Annotated in this window: 14 protein-coding genes; 3 read left to right on the forward strand and 11 right to left on the reverse strand. The window is 46.4% G+C overall.

Annotation, left to right across the window (positions count from 1 at the left end):
* Positions 1-224: 224 nt before the first annotated feature.
* The 10 genes from FCL48_RS12775 to FCL48_RS12820 all read right to left on the reverse strand — a co-directional run bounded on the left by FCL48_RS12775 (position 225) and on the right by FCL48_RS12820 (position 12,426).
* Positions 225-2,690 carry a PEP/pyruvate-binding domain-containing protein gene (locus FCL48_RS12775; protein ID WP_136872676.1) on the reverse strand — a complete coding sequence of 822 codons (2,466 nt, stop codon included), beginning with the start codon at positions 2,688-2,690 and terminating at the stop codon, positions 225-227.
* Positions 2,691-2,727: 37 nt separating this feature from the next.
* Positions 2,728-3,354, reverse strand: coding sequence for a hypothetical protein (locus tag FCL48_RS12780; protein ID WP_136872677.1), 627 nt, complete (start codon positions 3,352-3,354; stop codon positions 2,728-2,730).
* A gap of 79 nt (positions 3,355-3,433) precedes the next feature.
* The gene (locus FCL48_RS12785; RefSeq protein ID WP_136872678.1) at positions 3,434-5,143 is read right to left on the reverse strand and encodes a sulfite exporter TauE/SafE family protein; all 1,710 of its coding nucleotides are present in this window, start codon (positions 5,141-5,143) and stop codon (positions 3,434-3,436) included.
* Between the two features lie 91 nt (positions 5,144-5,234).
* Entirely contained in the window at positions 5,235-5,639 is a 405-nt protein-coding gene (locus tag FCL48_RS12790) for a hypothetical protein (protein WP_136872679.1), read from the reverse strand.
* A gap of 36 nt (positions 5,640-5,675) precedes the next feature.
* The gene (locus tag FCL48_RS12795) at positions 5,676-7,364 is read right to left on the reverse strand and encodes a GAF domain-containing protein (protein ID WP_240744836.1); all 1,689 of its coding nucleotides are present in this window, start codon (positions 7,362-7,364) and stop codon (positions 5,676-5,678) included.
* A gap of 75 nt (positions 7,365-7,439) precedes the next feature.
* Complete coding sequence (locus tag FCL48_RS12800; RefSeq protein WP_136872680.1) at positions 7,440-7,892, reverse strand: 4Fe-4S dicluster domain-containing protein; 453 nt, start codon at positions 7,890-7,892, stop codon at positions 7,440-7,442.
* Positions 7,889-10,006, reverse strand: a complete 2,118-nt coding sequence (locus FCL48_RS12805) for a molybdopterin-dependent oxidoreductase (protein WP_136872681.1) — start codon at positions 10,004-10,006, stop codon at positions 7,889-7,891. The genes FCL48_RS12800 and FCL48_RS12805 overlap by 4 nt, the downstream gene beginning before the upstream one ends.
* A gap of 35 nt (positions 10,007-10,041) precedes the next feature.
* Positions 10,042-10,401 (reverse strand): response regulator, encoded by a 360-nt coding sequence (locus FCL48_RS12810; RefSeq protein ID WP_136872682.1) that lies wholly within the window; start codon positions 10,399-10,401, stop codon positions 10,042-10,044.
* 1 nt (position 10,402) lies between these two features.
* Entirely contained in the window at positions 10,403-11,962 is a 1,560-nt protein-coding gene (locus FCL48_RS12815; protein ID WP_136872683.1) for a nitrogen regulation protein NR(II), read from the reverse strand.
* Positions 11,959-12,426 carry a hypothetical protein gene (locus tag FCL48_RS12820; protein WP_136872684.1) on the reverse strand — a complete coding sequence of 156 codons (468 nt, stop codon included), beginning with the start codon at positions 12,424-12,426 and terminating at the stop codon, positions 11,959-11,961. The genes FCL48_RS12815 and FCL48_RS12820 overlap by 4 nt, the downstream gene beginning before the upstream one ends.
* Positions 12,427-13,152: 726 nt before the next feature.
* Here FCL48_RS12820 and FCL48_RS12825 point away from each other — a divergent pair.
* The 3 genes from FCL48_RS12825 to FCL48_RS12835 all read left to right on the forward strand — a co-directional run bounded on the left by FCL48_RS12825 (position 13,153) and on the right by FCL48_RS12835 (position 17,768).
* Positions 13,153-14,019: a YitT family protein gene (locus FCL48_RS12825; protein WP_136872685.1), complete on the forward strand. Its 867-nt coding sequence runs from the start codon at positions 13,153-13,155 to the stop codon at positions 14,017-14,019.
* A 310-nt stretch (positions 14,020-14,329) separates the two neighbouring features.
* Entirely contained in the window at positions 14,330-15,220 is an 891-nt protein-coding gene (locus tag FCL48_RS12830) for a phosphate/phosphite/phosphonate ABC transporter substrate-binding protein (protein ID WP_136872686.1), read from the forward strand.
* Between the two features lie 109 nt (positions 15,221-15,329).
* Complete coding sequence (locus FCL48_RS12835) at positions 15,330-17,768, forward strand: bacteriohemerythrin (protein ID WP_136872687.1); 2,439 nt, start codon at positions 15,330-15,332, stop codon at positions 17,766-17,768.
* Positions 17,769-17,841: 73 nt separating this feature from the next.
* Here the strand turns inward: FCL48_RS12835 and FCL48_RS12840 are convergent, their stop codons facing one another.
* Entirely contained in the window at positions 17,842-18,426 is a 585-nt protein-coding gene (locus tag FCL48_RS12840; protein WP_136872688.1) for a pentapeptide repeat-containing protein, read from the reverse strand.
* Between the last annotated feature and the right edge of the window lie 9 nt (positions 18,427-18,435).

Below are 18,435 nucleotides of genomic sequence, written 5' to 3' on the forward strand. Positions count from 1 at the left end.
TGCCGCTTCAGCGTCATTTGATCGCTGTTTCAGCTGTACAAATACTTATAAGACCTGTGTCATAAACAGGCTATGAACTCACCATGTTTATCTGAAGATTGAAAATAATAATCGATCACCCTTTCAATTTGTAATGAGAATTTGCTCCATGGCCAATTTTAACAAGAACAGAAAAGACCCTTATCACCAAGGTTGTATACGTTAAATATTGATAGAGAGGTGGCCTAACCCTCCTGAGAGAATGAGTAGCGTCCGTTGTAGAATTCTTCAATACAGCTGCTTACCATTTCATCCCCATCAAGCACCATGTCCATAAGTTTACTGGCTCCAAGAAGCCGGCCCAGCATATCAAGTGTACCAACCATTCTCTCTTTTGTACATCCCTGCAGTTTGGCTTCAAGCAGGTCTCCTTTTTTTTCTACGATGAAGCCCAGACGATCCAGCACACCGGAGAGAAAGTCAATGCGGAGAGAAAGGTGATCGTAGTCACCACCACCTCCTGCAAATCGAAGCATGCAGTGGTTTTTGGCAGAGTTGTCTCCGCAGAGTACATCAACGATGGTGAAATGGTAACCAAAACGGAGATTAAAATGAAGGTAGTCCTCGCTGACCACGGCGTAACTTGCAAAGGCAAAACTGTCTTTTTTAGGTGGCACTCCTCCTGCAAGTTCAATCTTATCGTAGGCATCCCAGTCAAATGGTTTCTGTTTCCATTGCACGCCGGGGTGGGAGAGTCCTTTCCACAGTGACTGAAACGGTGTGGAGGTCACTTTTTCTAGAGGAACCGGTTGATCCTTTGTCTTGTGGTCCCTTATACCACCACCAACATCAAAGAGAAAAACATCAAGGGGAATATTGGCATCAAGACGCACGGATCCGCGGCCTGAACCGGGTTTACCGGTGGTGAACATGGAGTGGAGAGCCTTTTCGTGGCAGAAGCGAATGATGTCATGCATGGAGCGACAGCCTTCAGGGGTGAAGTTTTCTCCTGCAGGGTCGGTCAGCTCAAGGGGGGTGATAAATTTTAAAGCCTGACTGAGAACCCGGTAGTAGGGACTCTTTTTTGCTGGACGGCTCTGTTTTTGTATAAGGTCTTCGAGAAGTCCTTCATACACAAGGCCCTCATTACCATCAACGGTAATAACGGTCCCTGCGGGAAAACGTACTCTGGCATTTTCAATGCCAGTCAGAAAAGGGATGTGAAATTCCCTGGCCACGGTTGCAAAATGACTTGCCCGGCTGCCCCGCTCAGAAAGGACCGCTGAGACTTTGTTGATAATTCTAACAAAATCCGGTGGGGAATCCCCGGTTACGATAACTGCTCCCTGGGGAACATTTTCAAGATCCTGTTTACTGTCCACTCTATAAACCATGCCTCCGGCAACCCCACCCGAGGCTTTCTCGCAGTCGCTGAGCAGGATCTGTTCCCTGAGTGTTGCAGGGGGATCGGCTGGGGTTTGCTTGTTTGAAATATGCAGCTCTCTTGCCTGGAGGATAAAAAGCTCACCATTGTCATTAATGGCCCATTCGATATCCTGCGATGTGGAGAAAAAAGCCTCGATAGCAACGCCCTGCCTTGCAATGTGTAGTGCCTGTTCATCGCTGATAATCGGGCCCAGGGTCTCTTTTCTGATGATGGTATGGGGCTCTTTTTTGTGAATAATATAATAGTCTGGGTTGACGGCGCCGGAGACCAGTTGCTCACCAAGACCACCGGTTACATGGAGATGGAGATGATGAAAGTCTTTGCTTTCCCTTGTAACTCCAGTGGTGTAAAGGACACCACTGGCTCTGGCTGCTACCATTTCCTGGACCAGTACAGACATGGCGGTTTCTTCATCTCCGAGGCCCTGACTGATCCTGTAGAATAATGCTTCTGGAGCATACTTGGAGGCTATAACCTTTTTATATGCGGCACCAACCCCCTCCCGGTTGACATTGAGTACAGTCCTGTACTGCCCTGCAAAAGATGATTCACCATCTTCACTGATGGCACTTGAACGTACGGCCACTTTAATCTCATCATTGCTGGACATGTTCCAGCTGTTGAAGGCGGTATCCATCGCCTGTTCAATGTCGGGCGGCAGTTCCGCTTCTGTTATCAGTTTCTCCAGCATTCGGGAGACCGAATCCAGAGATTTTGTGGAATTGATATTAAGACCGGCGAGCTGTTCTTCGATGATCTGGCGGAGGTTGTTATATTCTATGAAATAGTGGTAACTGCTGCCTGAAACCGCAAAGCCTCGGGGTACAACACTGGTCAGGCTATTTTTTAACTGGGCAAGATGTTTCGCCTTATTGCCTATTTTTTTATTCTCAGGTGCTATGTCTTCCAATGGTAAGACATAGGGTGGAGCGAAATCGATTGCCGGTGGGGCGATGAGAAATCGGGTATAGAAGTCAAATTTTTTATGATAGCTTTTCAGTGATGAGTACCTGCCAGGATCCATGGTTTCAAGGGCCTCGATCATTTGCGCGACCTGGGCTGAAAAGATATGAAACCTTTTACGAATTCGAGCGAAGTCTTCGCGGTGGCCATCGTGGAGAAGGACCTGGAATTCCGCCATTGCTTCATGGCAGCGGATATCATGGCTGAGGAGCAGCTTGAGTGCCTCATATTTTTCACGCAGAAGTGTACCCGGCGCGATAATTCGATAACTCCAATGCTTAAATAGTGAATTCAGCTGCATTGTTGATCCTGTAACGGCTCTGTGGACAAGAAATTATTTAGCAGCTTGTCTCTTTCATTGTCTGGTGCAGAGAATGGGTTGAATTTCTTTTTACAGGTTTAATGTAACTGAGCAATTTCGGTACAGTAAACCACAGAAGGTAGCCTATGAGTAAGGAGATAATATACCAGAACACGGCTCCGGCTAGAAGTGGCTCACCGCTTGTTGTCGGTATCTCAATAACGTAAGCACGCCCAAACATGGCTGTGAGTTTTTCCGTTCTGTAGTATTCATTGATAAAGGCAAACATGAAAAAAATCGGAATGATTTTTCTGGCAATTCCGAGCATGAAGCCTTCAAAGAAATAGTCGTAGTACGCTCTGTTGAGTTCCGCCTGGTCGATATTACGGGCCATTCTTTTGGCTTTTTCCCTATCTTCACCCTGCATTGCCTCATTACGCAGATCTACCCAGTAGTGGAATTTTTTTTCCAGCTCTATATAGCGTTTGGTGACAATCAGTCTGGCCAGAATTTTAGTGACACAGATGGTGGCAAAGGCCAGAAGGGAAATCAGGACAGCAGGCCCGAGGAAATGGAGGTGGAGGAGAAAGGCAAAGAATGTGTCGGCCAGTACCTGAAATGCCATGGCCAAATATTCCCAAATAGTATCTAAAACTGCATCCATTAATAATACTCTCTTATTGGTATAAGACTGCAGACCGGAAAACTATTTCCGGCCTGCAGCAGTATATTCTTTACGGTTATCAGATCCAGACTTCAATCTTGAAGAAACGGAAGAACAGGAAGAACAGGGTGCAGGCTAAAACGACCTTCAACTGCATTTCACTGAACATTTTTTGCGCGCGGCTACCAAGCATACCCCCGGCAAAACCACCGATAATGATAGCACCGGCAAGAACCCAGTCAGGCCAGTAACCGATGATGACATAACCAAAGAAGGAACCGATACTGGAAAAACAGGTTCCAATCAGCGAGATAGGTACAGCAACGTACATTGGCAGAGCACCGATACTGGTCATCGCAGGTACGAGGAGGAAACCACCGCCGATACCAAATGCACGGGATACGATACCGATCAACACACCAAGGAATGCAAACAGTAAAGGATTAATTCTGAATTCCTCGCCCCAGAACTTGAAACGATAGTCTGTCAGACCGGTTTTAATAGGCTCGATTGAACCCATTTCCATTGCCTCACCGGTTTCTTTTGCTTTTTTAACGGCAGCGTTGAACTTCTGGGTCATCGCTTTGATGTTTTTACGCTTGTTCATCGCCTTTGGGGTCATTTCCATGAGGGTCTTAATTCCCATGAGGACAACGAGTATGGCCAGCCACTCTTTATATGCGGCCATTGGCAGAAGTGCAGAAACATACTTTCCAAGCCAGATAGAGCCGATGAAGATACCAACACCAAAGGAAATACCTACAGGCCAGGCAACACGTTTTTCAACAACTGCAAATCTGTAGAAAGATCCGAGTGGAGAGAAAAGGGTAAGAGCCATGTTGGATGGTTTGAGTACGTTTGCAGCATTCACACCAACAGGTCCTGCAGTGTTAACGACCAGTACCTGGAAGGCAGCCATGAGCAACCCACCTGCGGCGCCGATCATGGAGAAGTAGGTACCAACGAGGATTGCGCCGATGACGATCCACAGAGGATTCATGTAACGATAACCCTTGGTGAGCCAGAAACCTTTTCCGGCGAGGGCAAAGTCAGTTTCTTTTGCACCATTTACATAGATATCAAACTTGGTTTCCGGTGGAGTATGGCGATAAGGTTGAAAGGTTGCGGTAAATTTACCAGTGGCCTTGTCCAGGTTGATCTTGGTGCCTTTATCCCAGTAGTTGGTGCTGGATTCGTCAGCCAGTACGGTTCTTGAGAAGATGACGATTTGACCAACGCGGTTACCTTCTTTGACGATGGTATTGATACCGTACGAAGATTCGTTGGCCCACTTGAGCATTTTCCACTGGTCTTCGGTCTTTATCGGGCCTAGTGCGGCTTTTGCCGTTTCATCGATAGCGTTGAAATCATCGTTGAGTAGATAGCTATAGGTTGAGTAGAGACCTTTGGTACGTCCTTTTCCTAACAGTACGGCGGGGCCACCAAAACGGGTGTCATCTGCACGCTTACCAAAGGCATTAGGGTTGGTGGTCAATATATAGTAGAGAGGGGGAATAGAGGTGTCCATTCCAAAACCCTGTTTTTTAGTTTCTTTCGCAAAATTTTTCTTCTCATGGGGCATGGTTGCATCTGAAGGCTTGAACTCATCGTGCTGTGCTATTGTAATATATAAGTCCTGACCAGGTTCAATGGTACCTTCAATGGTTACTGCATCAGCTACGGTACCGCTTGTCGTTACTTTGGTCTCTGCAAAGGAAAGACCGTAACCTGCGAAAAGCATCATGGTGATACTTACAATTGTGATAAATCGGTTTTGCACTGCTTTCATCCTTTTTCTCCTTATTTTTATTAATTGGTAAAACGTTGTACAGCTTTTTGGTTTTGTATTTTTCTTATACCTCCCTGTGTAGAATTGATGATCATGCTGACCTGTTCAGACTTTTGCTTTTCGCGGCAACCCAGGCGCCAACAAAGGTGAAAATCAGGGCAGATGATCCGGAAATAAGGTATCTCCTTGCCTCAAACAAGGGTTCCCATGGACAGAAAATGATAAGAGTACTGCATCCCGCGACCGTCAGGATAATCGCGATCAAACCAAGAGGAATCTTCTGCAAGGATTGCCTTGTCTTGCTTTTTTCGGTGAGGCTATAGCCTCCCGTTGCACAATTAAACGCTATGATAACTGGAAGTGCAGCCGGCAGCACCGAGGGTGCGAGTACCATAGACAAAAATGCCAGTAGAATAATGATACCTATGATTCCTGTGATAACGGCGTATAGGAAAACTCCTGCGGGAGAGGCCATGAACTGCTTTATCTTTTCCACTCTGAGCTGTGCTCCCTCATCTATATATGCCAATCATTATTGACTGTTTGATTTCAGAGATACGATTTTGGTCTTTCCTACATATTCCCTGGACTCAAAGCCAGTGACCTCTGTCATTTCCCGGGTAAGTTCGGCCATTCTTTTCATATTGCGGATAATCATATCCATTTCCTCAATCATCTCTTTGGATGTGAGGTCATCGCGCAGCAGTTGTGCTGTGCCGAGTGCTGCAAAAAGAGGACTGTTTAATTCATGGGCCGCTGTTCCTGCCATTTCAATGACACCTTCAAGTTTTACCCGTTCCATTTTTTCCTGTTCCAGGAGCTGCTGGTCGGTAATATCGCGAACAGCCTCAATGACAAAATCCACTTCACCGTCGGGACCGAGAATGGGGGTGAGATGCCGTTCGTACCACTTAGCCCCTTCAGGGTTTTCCAGGTTCTCAAGATGATCGAGGACGGCCACCGATTTTTGTTCTTCAAAAACGGTGGTTACCGGACAGTGAGAAGCATCGATGCGGTGCCAGGGAACGACGTTATGATAGAACTCTCCGAGGACCTCATTTTCTTCAAAGCCTCTGGTTTCCAGGAAAAATTTATTGGCCATAATGACTCGTTTGTCCGGGGCGACCACCAGGAGCTGGAGCCAGAGAGAGTCAAGGATGGTATGGAGAAATCTCTCGTTTTCCTCTATCTGCTCAAATAAAAGAGTAATTTGACGGTAGGTCCGCGCCTTCTGGATGGCGTTGCCACCCTCTTCGGCGACAGTGACGGTAAAATTGATTTCATTTTGGGTAAAGGAGCGTGGCTGATTACTCAGCAGCCTCAGAATACCGATGATATCCCGGCCATTTTTTATAGGAACCACAAGGATGGATTTGATACCTTCTTCCCGAATCGCCTCGTGGTAATCAACGCGGGGGTCATTTGTCGCATCGTAGATGGCAACAGGTTGTCCGCTGACCGCTTTAAAAAATGCATTTTCGCGGCTTATGCTGCCCCGGTTGAGGTACTTATCGGAAAGGCCTGATGCGGCAACCAATTCCAGTCGGTTGGTGGCGGGATGGAGAAGTCGTACGGTACATCCTTTTACCTTTAAGAGAGGTGGCAGCTTATCGACGATAATTTTCAGGATGTCATCAAGATTAAGAGTTGAGTTGACAAGACTTGAAATCTCTCGGAGTTCCGAGAGAAATTTGACCTGAACTTCCAATTCCTGAAAAAGACGACTGTTGGTGAGGGCCATGCCGACCTGTTCGGCAAGAGACATGGCAAAGGCGATCTCGCTTTGAGCAAATTCACGTGAATCCCGGGTGAGGAGTCGTAACAGTCCGATGACCTCATTGTTGAAAATGATGGGCAGGGACATGGCCGACTTTACCCCTTCCTGGGATATATACACACAGCTGTCGTGATCGCAGAGGATGTCAATGTCTTTTTTGGCAATTGGTTCCCCCTTCTTGAGGGCCGCCATGACTTCCGTTGAATCTATGGTGGATCTGGCCAGATATTCATCGGACAATCCGTATGCTGCGCCGAAGACAAAGCTATCCGTGCCGGGATCAAGCAAGCGGATGGTGGCCGCGTCAATCTCGAGGAGTTCAGGTAAGCGCCGTACGACCAGGTCCATGACCTGCTGCGGATCGTGAAGGCTGCTGATGAGCCTGGTCACCGCCTGAAACACCTCGAGGTAATCACTGTTTTTATCTGTTAAATCCATTGTCATGTAGAGTTCCGGCAGTCAGCCTGGAAGGCCGAACACCTGCCGGAACAAGAGGTTGAAAAACTTTGGCAGGCTCTGTTACAGCGATTGAAGCTCGACCAGCTTAAGTGCATGTGTTGTGCATTTCGAGATGCAGGCGGGTTTGAGACCTGCATCCAGACGATCCATGCACATATCACACTTGACGGCCTTGCCGTTATCTGGATTCTGCACAGGAATCTCCCATGGACATGCCTTCTTACAGGCCATGCAGCCTATGCATTTTTCCTGATCAATGTAGACGATGCCATCTTCTCTCTGCACCATTGCATTGGTTGGGCAGACAGGTACACAGAGCGGATCCTCACAGTGTCTGCAGGTGGAAAATGTTATCTCCATGCGGGGAACCCCCCCGACCATTTTCAGGGGTGTGCAGCTGATCTCACAGAGAAAGGGGCCCACGGGTAACTCTTTATTTGCTTTACAATGGACCTCGCAACCGTGGCAGGCAATACATCTGCGGGTATTGAGGTGGATCATATATTTTTTCACAGGTCTGCTCTCCTCTTGGTGTTACGGATACTCTTTTTCACATAGACAAAAGCTTCACAGAGGTTGACACCGCCACCAGCTTTATCCCACTCATCAAGTTTGCCAATCATAAGTTTCTGATCGCTGAGTCCGGCCAGGTAACTTCTGGTCTGCTTCGGAATTTCCTTGCCAAATCCATGGGTGGTAAATACGGCCTCTGGATGAACATGGTCGGTGACATGTGCAGCAACTGTTGCGTTATATGATCTATCTTTTGAAGAGACCTCAACGAGATCACCGCTTACAATTCCGAGTTTTTTCGCCTGCTTTGTATTCACCCAGAGGGTATTGGTCGGCATGAGCTCAGAAAGCAGTGGGTTGTTTGTGGTATGGCCCTGGGTGTGGATTGCCACCTTACCGTAAATGAGCCTGAACATTCCTTTTTCAGGTGCTTTATCAGGGGCCACAAAAGGTTTGAGTGAAGGAAGATTATTGCTCGTCAGCTTTTCACTGATGATCTCAATCTTGCCGCTTGGGGTTTTAAACTGGCCGTCGAGTTTCTCACGATCGAAAAAGACCGGTGAGTCAGAAAGTTCTATAAAACCTTTCTTGTCAAAATCAGCCATGGTGTAGCCGGTGGGTTCCAGCTGCCAGGCCCAGAGCTCTTCCATCGTCTTGAAAGGGAAGGTCTCTTCAAGGCCGAGGCGTTGTGCCAGCGCGGTGAAAATCTCACAGGAAGATTTGGTGTCATTAACAGGCTCTATGGCCTTTCTTCTGAGCGTTAATCGTGGTTTGAGACCTTTCTGCTGGACAATTGGTGTGTCGCGCTCAAGATAGGTTGACTCGGGCAGGATGATATCGGAATACCAGCCAAACTCACTGTAGTTTGTATCGATGGAAACCAACAGATCACACTTGTCCATGGCAAGCTTTTGCCTTTCAGGATCCGGCAGGCCACTGAAGGGATCATGGCGCATGGCGATCCAGGCCTTGATTGGATAGGGGTCCTCACTGATCATGTGGCTGAAAAACAGGTGAGCAAGCCCTGGGCCTTTGTCAAAGTGCTTATATTCCCAGCCGACACCATCACCGCGTTTGATGTCGGGTTTGGGACAGTCAATACTGCGAATCCCTTTTTTGCCACAGTCGCCAGCACCTTTTGGAATAAACAGGCCGCCTTTCATCTCAATATTGCCCATCAGGACATTGAGGATGTGCATGGCACGGCTGGCGTAGAAGGAATCACTGTAGCGTGCCAGATTCCAGCCGGGGTGGAAGATGACATTGGGTCGATCCTGGCCAATTTCCTCTACAAAAGCCAGAATGTCTTTTTCCTTGACGTCACATTCCTTGGCCGCCCAGGCGGGGGTGTATTCTTCAATAAAGGTGCAGAGTTTGTCAAAGCCGGTAACATAGCGATCAAGAAAATCCTTGTCGTAGTATCCTTTTTTGATGACCTGGTGAATAACACCAAGAGCGAGAGCGTAATCGGTTCCGGGGCGAACCTGGAAAAACCTTGTGGCCTTGACGCCGGTCATGGTCTGACGGACATCCACATAGGTCAGACGACCACCGTTTTCGAGCATATCAAGAGTCTGATTGTTCTCTGCAATTCTAAGAGCGGAAAACATGTCCCGGCCAAAAAGAACCAGATGCTTTGCATTTTTAATGTCGTATGCAAATCCTTTCCGGCCAACGCCATTTATAGACAAACTTGCATGGTGGGTGTTGCGGCCGCAGGTGCAGTCGTGATTGGTGTAGTTGGGGGAGCCATAGGCGTGGATAAACGCCTTGTACATATCCTGCCACGGGCCGCCTCTGGAAGACAGCACAACGGACTCAGGGCCGAAGTCTTTTTTAATGGTTTTGAGCTTATCTGCCACAAAGTCAAAGGCCTCGTCCCAGCTTGCTTTTCTCCAGCGACCGGCACCTCGTGCACCGACGCGGATGAGGGGTTGCTGTGGTCTCTCGGTGTCATTCATCATCGCGACCCCGGCAGTACCTTTAGCACAAAGCGCACCGTCCAACTGGTATGGGTTGCCTTCGATCCAGGTAATCTTGTTGTCCTGTGACTCCACACGGATCGGGCAGCGAACAGTGCACATTCCGCATATGGAGTAGACTGATTTCTTCATAAAATCTCCTTGTTCATAGTTCCTGTTGTACAGCTTTATCTTGCTAGAATTCCTGCTACTTTTTCTTCAAGTTCAGTTTTGTCAATCGGTTTAACGCAATATTCTCCAGCACCGAGCTCGATGGCTTCGCGGGCTGTTTCAATGGTGGGATAACCTGTGAGCATGATCACCTTCAGGTCAGGAGTTGTTTTTTTCAACTCCTCAAGTACCTGAATTCCGCTCATTTTTTTCAGTTTTATATCAAGGATTGCAAGGTCCACAGGATTTTTTCTGGCGTGTTCAATAGCCTCTTCTTCCTCTGTGAAGGTCACTACTGAATGGCCTTGTCTCGTGAGTATTTTTTTGATGAGGATGACTGCGTCCAATACATCATCTAAAACAAGTATGTCTGACATTTTAGTGTTGCTCCCTGTTTTCGTCGTTGGGGGTACTGTTGACAGGCAGCCAGATATGAAAGGCTGTGCCCTGTACCGTTTCATTTGATAGAGGATCAGTGACCGGGCTTTCCACACTTATACGGCCACCGTGATTCTTGATTATGCCGTAGGTTACAGAAAGGCCAAGTCCAGTTCCTTTGCCGACATCTTTTGTGGTGAAAAACGGATCAAAAATCTTGTTCTTGATTTCATCCGGGATACCCGTGCCAGTATCCTGAACGATGATGTGCAGTTCATTGTTGATCTTTCCGGTTGTGACAATGATTTTACCGCCATTTTCCATAGCGAACTGAGCATTATTAAAAAGATTTATGAAGACCTGATGGAGTTTCTCGGCATCCCCTACGATTTGCGGGAGACCTGCTCCAAAATGACGAATAATGTCGATGCGATTAATGTTCAGGGTATGTTCCGTGACGGCAAGAACCTCACCGATGATGGTGTTGAGGTCTATGACAGTTTTTGCACTATGGGCCTGGCGTGAAAATTTCAGGAGATCAGCGACAATTCTCCGGCAGGCCTTGGTCTGCCTCTCCATTACGAGGAGGCTGTTATGGGTTTCAGAATCCGGTTCGAAATCATCCATCATCAGCTGTGTATAGCCGAGGATTATACCAAGCGGGGTATTGATCTCATGGGCAACACCTGCAGCCATTTGACCGACGGAGGCCATTTTTTCCTGGTTGATCAGCTGTTCTGTCATGGTTCGCAGTCTTGTCATGTCCTTGCCAATACCTTCATATGCAACGAACTGGCCGTCGAGATCGTAAATTGCGTTGGCGGTGAGCAGTATAAACTTTGGTCCCTCGTTGTTTCCCCGACATTCAATCTCCAGGTCACTGATGAAGCCGTCGGTGTGTAGCCCGTTGAGATAGGTTTCCAGATCATTTTTATGGGCAAAAAGGTCATGGAAATTAACGGATTCAGGTGGCTGGGTGAGGCCGAGAAGTTTAATGCCACTGCTGTTGATATTGGTAAAATATCCGTTTTTATCGCAGAAGAAGATGATATCTTTTGAGTTTTCAAAGAAATTGCGAAACTTTTTTTCAGACTCTGAAAGGTTATGAGTTCTGACCTCAACCATTTCTTCAAGATGGGTGTTTAGTTCCTGAAGCTGTTTGGCACTTGATGCCAGTTGTGTATTGGCATCAAAGAGTTTGACCGCCTCCTGGCGCAGGAGCTTATATGCGGCAAGTCCCTTGTGGTAATAAATAATGACCGCAGCAACGGAGATCATCAACATGGTGTTGAAGCCGCCTGATAAGGGGGAGAGTTGTTTCCACAGAGTGTTTTGATCTGTATATACAAGTATGATTCGAACCATGTGACCAACTCCCCGGGACAGGGAAAACGCGGCCATGGCTATACAGAAATAGAAGAGAAAGCCCCAGATAAAATTGCTTGGCTGAAGACGAACAAGGAACCAGGCATAGCGTAATGCGATGAAGGAAAATAAAATGGCAAGGGCAGACCCGAAAAATTCAACGGTAACAGCTGGCAGCAGAGGAATACCGTTCATTTTTTCGCCTCCAGCAGAGCTTCCCTGTAGAAGGTTCTCAGGCTGATGACAAGGGCGAACAGGCCGGGGACATTGAGAAAATGGTCCATTTTTGTCAGATAATAGAGAATCTTCATCCCGGTGATGGGGGGAGCCAGCTGCTCTTTCCAGGTGTTTTTATCAATAAAATCGGTAGGGGTTAAATGGCTGAAAGCCTCGTGTCCGGTAAAAGCAATCAGGTTCCAGGCGATGAGGAAGAAGCAGAATATTTGTAGAAATTTCCATCCTTTGCTCTTGATTACCGGGGAGGTTCTTGTGTGCCAGTACAGGTAGCCAAGAGCACCCGAAAAAAGAAGGTGGGCCATCTGATGTACGTATATACCTTCAGGTGCCCCATGGGACTGGAGCGCCCAGCAGTTCTCTGCAAAACTAAAGAGAACGAGCAGGATAATCGGTATAATGTGTATGTAAGGGTGTTTTTTCATATTCTCCTCATCAGATATAATTCAAGCATTTTCTATGCCTGTTACCTGGAAAGGTTTGCCAAGTTTTGAAAATATACATCAATACAAATTCTTACACGGGGCGGGGGAAAATGCATACACGTACTCCGGTTGGAATTGAACATCCAGATGCTGGAATATGCAACATAAATGATGCACTCCTGGAGTCTCAACTCAAGGCCCAAAACTGGCGTATCCAAGAGAACAACAGGAGAAGACAAGATCCTCTTGTGTTTTATCGAAATGAACAGGTGCAACGTAAAAGTTGCTATGCTGGAAAAAGACACCTGCACTGTTGCTGTTTCTTGATCTGGTGGAGAAAAAGTTTTGTGCAACAAAAAAGTGGCGCTTTTATTTTTACATGGGTGCAGGTAAGAGGTTTTGCTGAGATGAGGCTCTTTTTTAATAGCCAGTCTTTAAGATAGAATCTCTATAAAGTGCCTGAGATTTTATTTTCAGAGGCAGGCGTAGACTATGATATCATATTGCCGTACTCAAAGAACTGGCATGCTTTTATCGTGTATGAAGAATCGAATTCTTTCAGACAGCCTGAAGACGTGGGTGGATTTTTTTATAGATTTGACAGTTCTAAAGATTTAAGCTATGTATTTTGCGACTTTTTTAGGGTCGCTTCACGTTAATAGTTTTTTGCAGACTATCAGCAATATAGGAGTACATCTTCTTCATTTTCACATGGACTGACGTATTATGGGTTTTAATAAATGGCAACAGTTTCGCTTTTCCGTACCGTGGAACCTTTTTCTTCTCACTGCAGGAGCAGTCGTTTTTGTCATAGGAATGAACGGTATCGTTATTCACCATTCCTTTATCCCGGGAGGATTGTATGGTTTATGCCTCTTTATTTTTTACAAAACGAATTTTTTGTCACCGAGTATTCTTTATCTAGTACTCAACATCCCATTTTTCATTTTAGGCTGGATGTTCGTGAGCAGACGTTTTGTTCTCTATACCATGTACTGTACTGCGGTTATTACCGTTGCCGGGCAATGGATAGTACTGGATTTTGGTGTCAGTGATCAGCTCTATGCCGCAATTGCCGCAGGTTGTATCTGCGGTGCCGGATCCGGACTTATCCTGAGATCCGTTGGTGCCGGCGGAGGCCTGGATATCATCGCGATTATGCTCAACAAGAAATATAACCTTGGTGTCGGCAGAACGTTTTTACTCTTTAATATGGTTCTTTTTTCCCTGGTTGTTGTCAATTATAGTGCCGACATTCTTATTGCATCTATAATTCTTACGTATGTTACCACCAAGAGTCTCGATTTTCTGCTGACACTCTCGAATCAGAGGAAAATTGTCTATGTGATCAGCGATTTCACTTCTGAAATTGCGGAAGTGATGATTGAAGATTTAAATATGAGTGCGACCTTTATCAAAGGTCGTGGCGCGTTTAGTGGCAATGATAAGGAAATTCTGATGGCAATTACAAATAACATTCAGATGAAGCGGCTGGAAGAAAAAGTTTTTTCCATTGATTCTGACGCTTTATTTATCGTCGAAAATAGTTTTGACGTCATAGGTTCAACCTTTCGAAAGCGCAAAATTTATTAAAGAACACTACCATTTCGCTGTATGCCTGACTCTATATGGCAGGAGGGCATACAGCTTTTTTCGGGGTATATTTTCGCTTCCTTTTCCTCGTAATTTTTCTGCTGAACCAATAGCTTATTTGAATGTTCAGCCTCTTCCCCCAGCGGTTGCGTGTCTGCTTGGTACATTGCCGGATGACCACTGCAGTCTGTCTTGTCCTAAGGAGATTTTTGCAAAACAATTCTTGACATATTTCACTTGCCCGTGAGACAATTTCGACATTGTAAAGGTAATGCAATGTTAGATGAATGTATTCACATGGAGGTGAAGAATGAAGAGAAAAATTGGAGCTGTAATTGTTCTGTTAAGCTGTTCCCTGTTGTTTCTTTCTTCTGCTTATGCAGATGTCAGGATTGGCATTCTGGCCAAAAATGGCTCGGCCGCGGTTATGAAAAAATGGGCTGCAACCGGTGACTATCTCACTGAGAAAATTGGTGAACCGGTGGAAATAGTTCCCCTGGATTTTGATAAGGTTATGCCCGCAGTCGAGGCAAATGAGGTTGATTTTTTCCTGGTCAATTCATCTATGTTTATCACCATGCAGGTTAAATTTGCTGCAACCCCTGTTGCGACGATGATTAATTCCCGTCAGGGCGAAGCCCTGAAGTCTTTTGGCGGCGTGGTTATCGCTTCAGCCTATAATGACAGCATAAATTCTTTTGAAGATTTGAAAGGGAAAAAATTTGCTGCAGTGATGCAAAATTCGTTTGGTGGCTGGCAAATGGCATACAAGGAGTTTATCGACAGGGGTATAGATCCATTTCAGGATTTTGCCAGCCTGGTTTTCTCCGGAACCCACGACAATGTAGTCTTTGCGGTTCAAAATGAAGAGGTAGATGCAGGTACAGTACGCACCGACACCCTTGAGAGAATGGTGGCAAGTGGTGCGATTGTCATGGAAGATTTCAAGGTTATTGAGGCAAAATCCGATGGTGATTTTCCCTTTCTCTGCTCCACTACGCTTTATCCGGAATGGCCACTGGCCAAGGTTGCAGCAACAGATGATGCACTTTCAGTAAAAATTGTCTCAGCTCTGAAAGAACTTAAAGAAGGCGATAAAGCGGCACAGGCAGCAAAAATCATAGGCTGGACCGATCCGCTGGACTATTCTGGTGTCCAGTCCTTGCAGCAATCGTTGAAAGTAGGTGCTTACGCAGAATAACAGTTTAGGTATCAAAACCCTGTAGCAGGAGTACCGGCTACAGGGTGTGCCTGTAAATTTTCCAGAATAAAAGAACCTGGGCCAGTAGGGCCAGTCTCTGAGGATAACAATGTTTCAATCTCTTTTTCGCAACAATTTTCGTGCCCAGTTGATTATACCTGTCGCCATTACTCTTCTGGTGATGATCATTGCCGCAATCACCTTTACGGTGGTCTCCCAAAAGAAAAGCAGCAGGCTTTTAAATAGTCAGATTGAAAAGTCGTTTTCTGAGATAGCCGGATCGGTCGGGGAGGATTTAGGTAAACTCTCTGAGAGGTTTGAAGGCGATCTGCAAAAAATGCAGACAGAAGTTTCGTCAATGCTTGCCACATCGTCATCGGAAACCTTGAAAGCGACTGCTCTCTCGATGCGCATGAATATTCAGGGCCTGTGGAGACAAAGTGGCGAAAATCTTTTGCAGCTTTTGTCTGTTTCTTCGGTGAATTCAATTATCACTAAAAATTATGCTGCGTTGAATACCTATGTGAGAAGTGCCCATGCCAATAAGGATGTAGTCTTTCTTTTTTACAAAGATTCGGAAGGAAAACCGATTACCCGGTTTCTCAACCGTAAAAATGAAATTCTGCAGTCATATCTGCCGCAGGGCAAGCCTGACATTGAGCAAATTATACAAGCTGGAGAAAGTGACTCAAATGTTCTTGTTCTACAAGAGACTATACAGTCTGACGGAGAGACAATTGGAAGTGTGGTCCTTGCGCTTGACCTGACCGAGTCAATTCGGGAGAGTGACGCCGTCAGCCTCCAGTTTGACGATCTGGTTGAAACTAACAGTGATCGGATCGATTTCCTTCTGGGCAAGGAATCGGCCAAACTTAATACAACCCTGCAGTCTGTCATCTCAGACATTAATGGAGATATCCGTGCGAGATCAGATAAAACGGTAGAGCAAGTCCAGAATACAAGCGAATCCATTAGCATACAGTCGAGAAATCTTTTTATCTGGGGGTCCGTCGCTGGCCTGTTTCTGGTTCTTGGTATGTTGTATTTGAATGCACGTTCCATTCTGAACCTGCTCGGTGGCCAGCCTGCTGCAATGGTGGATCTTGCCAGAAGAGTCGCCAAGGGAGATCTGACCGAAGACAGCTATGGCTCAAGCGTACCGGGAAGTCTTCAGGAGGCCCTCTTTCAGATGAGTAGCAGGCTGAGGAGTCTGATCGGCAATATAGTCACAGAAGGGCGATCCTTGCAGGCAACGTCCACGGAACTGGCCCTTGCAGCAGAAGATCTAACCGGTGGGGCAGAACAATCAGCCTCCCGTTCAGATGCAGTTGCTGCGGCCACAGAGGAGATGAGCGCCAACATGGATATGGTCACACACTCCAGTGAGCAGGCCTCTCAAAATGTTAACCTGGTCGCCACTGCCATGGAAGAAATGGCTATGGCCGGACAGAAAATCGCTCAAAATACAGCCAAGGCGAGTTCCATGACGGAAGAGGCGGTCTCTTATGCCGCAATGTCATCTGAAAAGGTCAACCAGCTCGGCAACGCAGCAAGGGAAATCAGCAAGGTCACCGAAGTGATCACGGAAATTTCAGAACAGACCAATCTTCTTGCCTTGAATGCGACCATTGAGGCGGCAAGGGCTGGTGAGGCGGGTAAAGGTTTTGCGGTGGTTGCAAATGAAATCAAGGAGCTTGCAAAGCAGACCGCCCAGGCAACAGGAGAGATAAAGGCGAAAATTGAATCGATTCAGAGTTCAACTGACGATACGGTGAAAGAGATCTCTCAGATCGGTGTTGTGATTAATAATGTCAATGAACTTGTGGGCACGATCGCAACGGCTGCCGAACTGCAGGCGACGACGGTAAATGAGGTGTCTTTGAATGTGACGGAGGCCTCCTCCAGTATCAATGAAGTGAACGAGAATGTTTTCCAGGCTTCGGTGGTGGCAAAAGAGATTGCCAAAGATATCGCGACGGTGAGTCAGGTTTCAAAAGAAGCAAAGGAAGGCAGTTTGCGTCTGCAGGAGAGTTCGCACGAATTGAAAAGGGTTGCGGATAAGATAAACGGGGAAACGAGCCAGTTCGATCTTGGAGCCTCCCATAAAAATATAGAACGGGTTCACCAGACTACAGTGGTAAAAGCCCTCATTCGCTGGTCGCAGAATCTCTCCGTGGGGATCAACTCCATTGATGAACAGCATAAGGTTCTGGTCAACCTGATCAATGAGCTTTATAAGCAGATGCATGCCGGTCTTGGCAAAGAAGCTGTGGGGAAAACGCTTGGGCGCCTCATTGATTATACGGCGAAACATTTTAAATATGAAGAAAAGCTCTTTGCAGAGCATCGTTACCCCGAGCAAAAGGCCCATCAGGAGCTGCATGATAAGCTGGTCGGCCAGGTTGTCGCCTTTCAGGAGGAATTCACCCGTGGTGAAAAAGATGTTTCTCTTGAGTTGATGGAATTTCTCAAAGAATGGTTGCTGACCCACATCAAGAAAAAAGATATGGCTTACGGTCCATATCTACGCAGTAGAGGGGTTGAGTAAAGAGATGTAGAACTTGTCACAGACAATCCATTCATAATCCACTTCAAACCAATGGAGCTACGAATGGATTGTTTTATTCCAGGACAATATCAAAAGCGTTCAGCAGTGATATCGCCTCAGGAAGTGAAAATTTAGTCTTACGTAAAATATTGCCTTCAGGGTGAATGGCATACCCCACCGCTTTCCTTAAATCTGTATGCGTCAGGTTGGTGTTAACGAATCTCGCACCGGTAAAATCTGAGCCCCTGCAGTCAGCCTTTGATAAATTTGTCTCAGTAAAATCAACTTCCTTGACCTGACATTGACTCATCTCGGTGTTTCTCAGATCAACGCCGATAAAGCCAGAGTAGTTCAATAGGCACTGTCTGAAATTGACATCTAAGGGAACGCTTGTCGCAGACCACTCAATTCCTGTGAGTTTTGTTTCGATAAACATCACATCACGAAAGGAGGTCTGTTTGAGTGTTGCTGAAGAAAGATCACAGTTGTGAAAGCTGCAGTTCTCAAAAATACAGGCAAAAAGGTGAATTTCTGCAAATCGGCAGTTTTTAAAGGCACAGTCATAGAACTCAGTGTATTGAAGCTGTGGCTCAAACGAAATTGCGTCCCCTGAAAGTTCGAGATCATCGTATGAGGTGTGGCTGGTAAGGGTTATCATGTTTTTTAT

The sequence above is a fragment of the Desulforhopalus sp. IMCC35007 genome, assembly GCF_005116575.1.
In the GTDB taxonomy this organism is placed as follows: domain Bacteria; phylum Desulfobacterota; class Desulfobulbia; order Desulfobulbales; family Desulfocapsaceae; genus Desulforhopalus_A.

Bases quoted from the DNA above. Each gene is read 5' to 3' on its own strand.
- FCL48_RS12840 (WP_136872688.1), bottom strand. From the start codon at position 18,426: ATGATAACCCTTACCAGCCACACCTCATACGATGATCTCGAACTTTCA.
- FCL48_RS12815 (WP_136872683.1), bottom strand. From the start codon at position 11,962: ATGAACGGTATTCCTCTGCTGCCAGCTGTTACCGTTGAATTTTTCGGG.
- FCL48_RS12825 (WP_136872685.1), top strand. From the start codon at position 13,153: ATGGGTTTTAATAAATGGCAACAGTTTCGCTTTTCCGTACCGTGGAAC.
- FCL48_RS12820 (WP_136872684.1), bottom strand. From the start codon at position 12,426: ATGAAAAAACACCCTTACATACACATTATACCGATTATCCTGCTCGTT.
- FCL48_RS12780 (WP_136872677.1), bottom strand. From the start codon at position 3,354: ATGGATGCAGTTTTAGATACTATTTGGGAATATTTGGCCATGGCATTT.
- FCL48_RS12775 (WP_136872676.1), bottom strand. From the start codon at position 2,690: ATGCAGCTGAATTCACTATTTAAGCATTGGAGTTATCGAATTATCGCG.
- FCL48_RS12830 (WP_136872686.1), top strand. From the start codon at position 14,330: ATGAAGAGAAAAATTGGAGCTGTAATTGTTCTGTTAAGCTGTTCCCTG.
- FCL48_RS12835 (WP_136872687.1), top strand. From the start codon at position 15,330: ATGTTTCAATCTCTTTTTCGCAACAATTTTCGTGCCCAGTTGATTATA.
- FCL48_RS12785 (WP_136872678.1), bottom strand. From the start codon at position 5,143: ATGAAAGCAGTGCAAAACCGATTTATCACAATTGTAAGTATCACCATG.
- FCL48_RS12805 (WP_136872681.1), bottom strand. From the start codon at position 10,006: ATGAAGAAATCAGTCTACTCCATATGCGGAATGTGCACTGTTCGCTGC.
- FCL48_RS12795 (WP_240744836.1), bottom strand. From the start codon at position 7,364: ATGACAATGGATTTAACAGATAAAAACAGTGATTACCTCGAGGTGTTT.
- FCL48_RS12810 (WP_136872682.1), bottom strand. From the start codon at position 10,401: ATGTCAGACATACTTGTTTTAGATGATGTATTGGACGCAGTCATCCTC.